Source organism: Luteibacter sp. P4_E6 (genome assembly GCF_056401535.1).
On the sequence record NZ_JBFUJE010000279.1, the window covers coordinates 1 to 5,172 of the forward strand.

General features: G+C 65.0%; 6 protein-coding genes. All 6 read left to right on the plus strand.

Annotated features, from left to right (window positions below; translation table 11 throughout):
• Nucleotides 1–797: NAD(P)/FAD-dependent oxidoreductase (locus AC1DT2_RS15295; RefSeq protein ID WP_477297228.1), on the plus strand; the 797-nt coding region annotated here is incomplete at its 5' end.
• Nucleotides 794–1,558, plus strand: a complete 765-nt coding sequence (locus AC1DT2_RS15300; RefSeq protein ID WP_477297230.1) for a DUF1365 domain-containing protein — start codon at nucleotides 794–796, stop codon at nucleotides 1,556–1,558. The genes AC1DT2_RS15295 and AC1DT2_RS15300, both read left to right, overlap by 4 nt.
• The gene (locus AC1DT2_RS15305; RefSeq protein WP_477297231.1) at nucleotides 1,555–2,808 is read left to right on the plus strand and encodes a class I SAM-dependent methyltransferase; all 1,254 of its coding nucleotides are present in this window, start codon (nucleotides 1,555–1,557) and stop codon (nucleotides 2,806–2,808) included. The genes AC1DT2_RS15300 and AC1DT2_RS15305 overlap by 4 nt, the downstream gene beginning before the upstream one ends.
• Nucleotides 2,805–3,341: a DUF2878 domain-containing protein gene (locus AC1DT2_RS15310; RefSeq protein WP_477297232.1), complete on the plus strand. Its 537-nt coding sequence runs from the start codon at nucleotides 2,805–2,807 to the stop codon at nucleotides 3,339–3,341. Before AC1DT2_RS15305 ends, AC1DT2_RS15310 begins: the two co-directional genes overlap by 4 nt.
• Nucleotides 3,338–4,126 (plus strand): DUF1295 domain-containing protein, encoded by a 789-nt coding sequence (locus AC1DT2_RS15315; protein ID WP_477297234.1) that lies wholly within the window; start codon nucleotides 3,338–3,340, stop codon nucleotides 4,124–4,126. Before AC1DT2_RS15310 ends, AC1DT2_RS15315 begins: the two co-directional genes overlap by 4 nt.
• On the plus strand, nucleotides 4,123–5,172 hold a 1,050-nt coding region (locus tag AC1DT2_RS15320), incomplete at its 3' end, for an SAM-dependent methyltransferase (protein ID WP_477297235.1). The genes AC1DT2_RS15315 and AC1DT2_RS15320, both read left to right, overlap by 4 nt.

Sequence of the window (5,172 nt, forward strand, 5' to 3'; positions counted from 1 at the left end):
GCGACGAGCACCTCGTGCCGATGGCGTCGGCGCTATGGTCGTCCCCGTCGGCAGCGGTGCTCGGCTTTCCGGCGCGATATCTGGTGCAGTTCATGGCCAATCATCAGATGCTGGCCCTTTCCGGCCGACCGGAATGGCGTGTGGTCACAGGGGGTTCGCGAAGCTACGTGGATGCGATGCGCGCCCGCTGGTCGGTGAAGGAATGCCTGAGCACCCCGGTGGTTGCCGTGCGCCGGCATGACGACCGCGTGGAGGTCGTTACGCATGCCGGAACGCATGCCTTCGATGACGTGGTGCTCGCTTGCCACAGCGACCAGGCGCTGGCGCTGCTGCTCGATGCCGACGGGACCGAACGCGCGGTCCTCGGTGCGATGACCTACCAGACCAACGACACCGTGCTGCATACCGACGCCTCCCTCCTGCCGCGTTCTCGCAAGGCGTGGGCGGCATGGAACGCCTTCGTTCCTGCTGAGCACGGCGGCGCTTGCACGGTGAGTTACTGCATGAACGTGCTGCAAGGATTCGACTCGCCCGATCCGTTCGTCGTGACCCTGAACCGGACGGACGCCATCGACCCGCGCCGGATCCTCCGGCGCATGAGCTACGCGCATCCGGTGTATACGCATGCGTCCGTCGCTGCACAAAGGCGCAAGACCGAGATCCAGGGGCGCCGTCGCGCATGGTTTGCCGGTGCGTACTGGGGGTGGGGATTCCATGAGGACGGCATGCGCAGCGCCGTGGAACTCGCACGCGATTTCGAGCGCGTCCTGGCGGCACGGGGCAGGGCAGTCGCATGAGTGAACGTCTTGCCAGCGCCGTGTACGAAGGCGTCGTGACGCATCACCGCCATGCGCCCCACGAGCACGCCTTCAGCTATCGCATGGCGCAGCTCTACCTCGACCTGGACGAGATCGATCGGGTCTTCGCCGGCCGCTGGCTATGGTCGGCAAAGGGACGCAACGTGGCCGAGTTTCGTCGCTCGGATTATTTCGGTCCACCGGAAACGTCGCTGGCTGACGCCGTGCGCGACCGCGCGAGCGAGTCGATGGGTCATCGCCCGGAGGGTCCGGTGCGCATCCTCACCCACGTGCGCTATGCAGGCATCGTGTTCAACCCCGTGACGTTCTATTACTGCTACCAGCTGGACGGCACGACGCTCGACTGCGTGGTCGCCGAGATTACCAATACCCCCTGGCGCGAACGGCATAGCTACGTGCTTCGCGTGGACGGCCAGGCTGAAGGGCATGTCGTCGACCAGACGTTTCCCAAGGCCTTCCACGTGTCGCCCTTCATGCCGATGGAACGCGAGTATCGCTGGCGCTTCACCCGTCCCGACGACCGGCTCCGCGTGCACATGGACGTGCTGCGCGATGGGGTACGCGAGTTCGACGCCCACCTATCGCTGCATCGCCGTGAACTGACGGGCGCCTCACTGGCGCGCGTGCTCTGGCGCTATCCGCTGATGACGGCAAAAGTCGTTGGCGCGATCCATTTCGAAGCGCTTCGCCTATGGCTCAAGCGCAATCCCATTCACGATCATCCGGTGAGAAACCCATGAACGCCATCGTCAGCAACGAAGATGCCGCGCCGGCTTCGCGAGGCCTGCGCCTGCTGCGCCATATGTTGCTGGCGCGGATGGATGGCATGCGTCATGGCCGCCTGGTCATCCACGACCCGTTGGGGCGGGTGGAGTGCGGGCAGTCGATGGACGCGGACCCAGGCCTGGTCGTACACGTGCACGTGGATGATCTCGCGTTCTACCGGGCAGTCGCCAGCAACGGCAGCGTAGGCGCCGGCGAGGCCTTCATGGACGGCCTGTGGCGTTGCGACGACCTGGTGGGATTGATTCGCCTGCTCGTGCGCAATCGCGATCTGCTGGACGGCATGGAGTCCGGAATGGCACGCCTCGGCGCCCTGGCCATGAAGGCCTGGCACGCCTTGCGACGGAATACGCGCGAAGGCAGCCGTCGCAACATTGCAGCTCACTACGATCTCGGCAACGACTTCTTCGGCCTGTTCCTCTCGGCGGACCTGATGTATTCGTCGGCGCTGTGGGAGGGCGATGGCGACACGCTGGAAGCGGCCTCGACGCGCAAGCTCGACCGTGTCTGCCAATGGCTCGACCTGAAACCGGGCGATCGCGTCATCGAGATCGGCACGGGTTGGGGCGGCTTCGCCGTGCATGCCGCCCGTCACTACGGCTGCCATGTGACGACGACGACGATCTCGCGCGAGCAGCATGCCCTGGCCGCCACGCGGGTCGACGAGGCCGGCCTGGACGATYGGGTCACGCTACTGCTTGAGGACTATCGGGACCTGACCGGTACGTACGACAAGCTCGTCTCGATCGAGATGATCGAGGCCATCGGCGCGAGCTATCTCGATGTCTACTTCGCGAAACTCGGCAGCCTGCTTCGCCCGGGCGGCCGGGCGCTCGTGCAGGCGATCACCATTGAGGACCACCGCTACGCGCAGGCCTTGGCGTCGGTCGATTTCATCAAGCGTCACGTCTTTCCGGGCAGCTTCATTCCCTCGATCAACGCGATGCTCGCCGCGAAGACACGCGTGACGGACCTTGCCCTGGTCCGCCTCGAGGATTTCGGGCTGTCTTACGCGCGGACCCTGGAAGCCTGGCGTGAACGTTTTCTCGCCAGTCTGGCCCAGGTGCGCGGGCAGGGCTTCGACGAACGCTTCATCCGCTCGTGGGAGTTTTATCTCGCCTATTGCGAAGGCGGCTTCCGCGAACGTTCCATCGGCGTATCGCATCTGCTGATGGAGAAGCCGCTGCACGGGAGCGTGTCCGGATGATCGCTGCCTGGTCCAACATCGTTGGCTACCAGCTGGTCTGGTTTTTCGCAGTGATCTACGCCGGGCGCGGCGAGCCATGGCCTGGGGTGATCGCGTCCCTGGTTTTCGTGACGTGGCAGGTAGCCGTATCACCGCAGCGTCGCGCCGCATTGCAGGTACTGGTCATCGCGGTCGTCTGCGGCGTGGTGATCGACGGTCTCGTGCATGGGCTGCGCCTGGCCGACTACGCCGCTGCGGCGCCGGCTTTGCCAGGCGGTGGTGCGCCCTTGTGGATCCTCGGACTCTGGGCGTGTTTCTCGTTGACGCTGGGCGGCCCGTTGCGCGCGCTGGGGACGCGACCGCTGCTTGCCGTCGTACTCGGCGGCATCGGTGGTCCGCTCGCCTACGCGGGTGCTGCGCGCGGATGGGACGCGCTGACGTTTCATGCGCCTGAATGGCGCGCGCTGGCCTTGCTCGGCGTGGGTTGGGCCGTGGCCATGCCCTTGCTCGCGGCGCTGAGCCACCGGTGGTCCAGCGCGAGGGCAATCGCATGAGCACGACGAATACCTTGCTGGTTATCTGGTTGGCCGCGGCCTGGTTGATGACGGCGGGCTGGGCCTGGCAACGCCGTCGCACCAACGCCGGCATCGTCGATGTGCTCTGGTCGACCGGCGTCGGTGGGTCCGCGGTGCTGGCCGCACTCATCGGTTCGGGGGCTGCCGGACCACGCATGGTGATGGCGGTGCTTGGCGGCCTCTGGGGACTGCGGCTCGCCTGGCACCTTTGGCGTCGCGTCTCCGGTGAAGCGGAAGACGGGCGCTATCGCGCGTTGCGTGAGCATTGGAAAGGCAGCCAGGTGAAATTCTTCGGCTTCTTCCAGTTCCAGGCCTTTCTTGTTGGCCTCTTCGCCGTTCCGTTCCTCGCGGTGGCCGCGAATCCGACCGTGTCGATCACCGGCATGCTTCTGGCTGTCGTCATCTGGGTGGTCAGTGTCGGTGGCGAATCCCTCGCCGATCGACAGCTCGCCGCGTTCCGCGCCGATCCTGCCAACCAGGGTAAAACCTGCCGTACCGGGCTGTGGCGTTACTCGCGCCATCCCAACTACTTTTTCGAATGGCTGCACTGGTTCGCTTACGTCGTACTGGCGATCGGATCGCCGCTGTGGTGGCTGGCGTGGAGCGGCCCCGTGGTGATGTTCCTGTTCCTGCGCTTCGTCAGCGGCGTGCCTTACACCGAAACCCAGGCCTTGCGCTCTCGCGGCGAGGCCTACCGTCGTTATCAGCGTGACACCCCGATGTTTTTTCCGTGGTTCCCGAAACATGAGAGCGATAACGCATGAATACCGCCGTCAGTCCTGCCTCGTACGTCCGTGAAGACCGCGCCGCACCCGGTGTGCTTGGCCTTGCCGAGCGCGGCCTCGTTCCCGATGTACTGCTGCGCGCCGGCATCCGCCGGCTATGCGACAAGCGTCTGGCGGAGGAGGGTGCGGGTGGACTTGCGGCGGTGGCCGCGCGCTACCAGAAGCGTATCGACGGGCTGAAGCATAGCGAGGTCGCCATCCATACGGATGCGGCGAACGGTCAGCATTACGAACTGCCGTCGCGCTTCTTCGAACTGTGCCTCGGGCCTCGCCTGAAGTATTCGGGTTGCTACTATCCGACCGGCAGCGAATCGCTGGCCGAGGCGGAAGAGGCGATGCTCGAGCTGTACGGTACGCGTGCCGAGCTGGCCGACGATCAGTCGATTCTCGAGCTCGGCTGTGGCTGGGGTTCCTTGACCTTGTGGATGGCCCAGCGCTATCCGCGTTCCCGCATTACCGCTGTGTCCAATTCGGCGGGCCAGCGACGCCACATTGAAGCCAACTGCGCGGCGCGCGGCATTCATAACGTCAACGTGGTCACGGCGGACGCGAACACTCTGGAACTGGGGGCGAGCCAGTTCGATCGCTGCGTGTCGGTGGAAATGTTCGAGCACATGCGCAACTACGAAACCCTGCTGTCGCGCATCGCGCTGTGGTTGCGTCCGGGCGGCAAGTTGTTCGTCCACATCTTCGCCCATCGGACCCTCATGTATCCGTTCGAGACGGAAGGCGACGACGACTGGATGGGGCGGCACTTCTTCACCGGCGGCCTGATGCCCGCATCGGATACCTTGCTGTGGTTCCAGGGGGATCTGGGTATCGAACGCCGGTGGCATGTCGATGGGACGCACTATCAGCGCACCGCCAATCACTGGCTGGCCAATCAGGATCTGGCGCGTGAAGAGATCATGAAAGTCCTCCAGGGGGCTTATGGACCGGCGGCCGGCCTGTGGTTCCAGCGCTGGCGGATGTTCTGGATGGCTTGCGCGGAGCTGTTCGGTTACGCCGGTGGCCAGGAGTGGCTG

Excerpts from the sequence above, each read along its gene's own strand:
- AC1DT2_RS15300 (WP_477297230.1), top strand. The coding sequence starts at position 794 with ATGAGTGAACGTCTTGCCAGCGCCGTGTACGAAGGCGTCGTGACGCAT.
- AC1DT2_RS15310 (WP_477297232.1), top strand. The coding sequence starts at position 2,805 with ATGATCGCTGCCTGGTCCAACATCGTTGGCTACCAGCTGGTCTGGTTT.
- AC1DT2_RS15315 (WP_477297234.1), top strand. The coding sequence starts at position 3,338 with ATGAGCACGACGAATACCTTGCTGGTTATCTGGTTGGCCGCGGCCTGG.